This window comes from Psychrobacter piscatorii (assembly GCF_904846415.1).
GTDB classification, from domain to species: domain Bacteria; phylum Pseudomonadota; class Gammaproteobacteria; order Pseudomonadales; family Moraxellaceae; genus Psychrobacter; species Psychrobacter piscatorii.
In genome coordinates this window covers 1-2,474 of sequence record NZ_CAJHAR010000072.1, presented here as the reverse complement: position 1 = coordinate 2,474, position 2,474 = coordinate 1, and the positions used below count along the sequence as shown (strand labels likewise).

Genomic DNA, 2,474 nt, shown 5'->3' with positions numbered 1-2,474 from the left:
TACCGCTTTTGCTTTTTACACACTTTATTACACACTGTGTAAAAATAAAAAAGCCCCAAGAACTCAGTATTTAAGGGGCTTTCAGTCAGTCAGTCAGCAGGATTACATAGTTTTTGCTATATTCTCCCTAGGAGGTCTTTTTTCTGTATTTTTTGAAATGCTTACAGCTTTAATTTATCGCCAACCATGCCTTTAACAGTGCTCAAAATATCTGCTGGCAACACCACCATTTTTGAGTTGTCAGACTCTGCCAGTTGGCGAATGGACTTGATGTACTGCTCGCCAAGTAAATAGACAATCGGCATCTCTTCGTCACCCATCGCCGCTGTGATAAGACGAATCGACTCCTCTGAGCCTTTAGCCAGTACCACTTGCGCCTCAGCATCGCGACGTGAGGCTTCCAGACGTCCATCTGCTTCCAAAATAGCGGCTTGTTTTTGACCATCGGCACGAGTAACGGTCGCACGGCGTAAACGCTCTGCGGCTGCTTGCTCTTCCATAGAGGCTTGCATAGTTTGCGATGGATTAATATCTTGAATTTCTACGGTTTTAAGCGTAATACCCCAATCAGCGATGTCTTCTGAGATCGCATGTTTGAGCAATGCTTTGATCTCATCACGACTTGATAAAGCATTATCCAAATCCATTTCACCAATGATCGAGCGCAAGGAAGTTTGCACCAAATTGCGGATACCATGCTCATAATCTTCAATGCCGTAGACCGCTTTGTCTGGACGCAAGATGTTGATATAAGCCACGGCATTAGCGATGATAACGACGTTATCACGGGTGATGACTTCTTGTGATGGAATGTCTAATACGATGTCCTTTGTGGTGACTTTATAAGCGACTCTATCCACAAAAGGAATGATAATGCTAAAGCCAGGCTCTAATGTTTGCTGATATTTACCCAGCCGCTGCACGACCCACTTGTACCCTTGCGGAACAATACAGACACTCTTAAAGACGGTAAAGACCACCAATGCTGCCAATACCAGCATCACGATACCGACGCCATTTAAACTACTCAAGATGCTACCCATGTGATTCTCCTTGACCCTCGCTTTATTTGCCAGCGACGTGATTTATGTCCTTTTTTTCTTAATTTAAAAATCTTTGGTACGTGATAACGTTCATTTGCTAGTACCTGTCTCTTTGAGATCGGGTTTGTGCAAGCTCAGTCTACTCGCTTTAGATTGTTTGGCAGGCATTCTGCTGCTTGCAGGCACTTGACTGTTGATCGTCGGGGTAATGTTTGGATGTATGGTTTTGGGTGCTTGGAGGCGCTGCGTGGGTGCAACCACCATCTCATCGCCGACCATCTTTATGACTACCACTCGATCACCTGTCTCGACATTCACGCCTGCTGTACGGCATGGCCACTCATCTGCACCCCAAATAGGCACGTTAAAGCGCACCATACCTGAAATGCCTTTTTGCGGTTTGACCACGATCATGCCTATCTCACCAATAATCAGATCACTACTCTGCCCCGCCTTTTTGCGGTTCATGGACAGCGGCTTGATGTATTTGACCCAAGCAAACATAAACAAAACCGATAGCGTAAGCCAGATCAATACCTGAAATAATAACGGAATGGGCAGCAGCCACGCTAAAGCGGCAACGATCACGGCTGCAGCTCCAAACCAAAGACTTGCAAAGGTCGGAATAAATATCTCAGCAATCATCAAGGAGAAGCCCAACACCAACCAATGCCAAGGTTCAATCATCCAGATAGTCTCAATCATCGCTGTCTACTCCTGTATCTGCCTATCTCCAATGTAGCACAGTTTTGTAAATAATATTATCTTAAAAATCAATTACCTATTATTATTTATGGTGCAGTATTTTAATAAAACAAGCATAATGAATATTAAAATCAGCACAAAAAAAACGACCACTTAAAGTGATCGTTTTTTAGTCATCCACACAAATTAAAGCTTAGAATTTGTAATGTGCACCAAGAGTTAATAGCGTAAGGTCTTCAGCAACATAGTCATATTCAGCTTCAACACTCATATTAGGGTTGAAGTTATAACCCAAGCCAATACCGCCAGCTACACCACTGTCGCTATCGCTATCACTTCCAGAGTTTCCAAGAAAGTCCTCAGCAGAAACTTCAATCTCAGCTTTAGCAAAGCCTAGTTTACCTTTTGCATATAAACCAGTATTTGGGAATGCATAACGGTAAGTACCATAAGCACCATAAGTTTTTAGATCAAATTCAGCGTCAATGCCACTGTTACCTGTATCAACATCAGCGTCATTAGAACCTACATACTCAATCTCAGCACCAAAGTTAGGATCGAAGTTATAACCAGCATAAACGCCATATGCAGTTGGATCATCTAGGGCGTGTCATCAATTAGCATGGATATTTCAGAATAAGCTATACTTAGATCGTATTTAGGAATTTGAGCTCAATGACTATGACAAGACGACATGCCCTACGTGATGACCAATGGGAGAGAATT

3 protein-coding genes and 1 pseudogene are annotated in these 2,474 nt (G+C 42.9%); 1 reads left to right on the top strand and 3 read right to left on the bottom strand.

The window, feature by feature from the left end; all coding sequences use genetic code 11:
* Positions 1 to 196 (top strand): hypothetical protein (locus tag JMX83_RS15295; RefSeq protein WP_227675884.1); only part of this gene is annotated, 196 nt, incomplete at its 5' end.
* Here JMX83_RS15295 and JMX83_RS14820 read toward each other — a convergent pair.
* The 3 genes and pseudogenes from JMX83_RS14820 to JMX83_RS14810 form a co-directional block, all read right to left on the bottom strand.
* A complete protein-coding gene (locus JMX83_RS14820; RefSeq protein WP_201603343.1) occupies positions 162 to 1,043 on the bottom strand; it encodes an SPFH domain-containing protein in 882 nt (293 codons plus the stop codon). The two genes, JMX83_RS15295 and JMX83_RS14820, sit on opposite strands and share 35 nt — an antisense overlap.
* Before the next feature lie 90 nt (positions 1,044 to 1,133).
* Entirely contained in the window at positions 1,134 to 1,748 is a 615-nt protein-coding gene (locus JMX83_RS14815; protein ID WP_201603341.1) for an NfeD family protein, read from the bottom strand.
* Positions 1,749 to 1,941: 193 nt separating this feature from the next.
* Positions 1,942 to 2,337: pseudogene (locus JMX83_RS14810) on the bottom strand (outer membrane protein); the annotation flags it as partial.
* Positions 2,338 to 2,474: the final 137 nt, after the last annotated feature.

Bases quoted from the DNA above. Each gene is read 5' to 3' on its own strand.
- JMX83_RS14820 (WP_201603343.1), bottom strand. From the start codon at position 1,043: ATGGGTAGCATCTTGAGTAGTTTAAATGGCGTCGGTATCGTGATGCTG.
- JMX83_RS14815 (WP_201603341.1), bottom strand. From the start codon at position 1,748: ATGATTGAGACTATCTGGATGATTGAACCTTGGCATTGGTTGGTGTTG.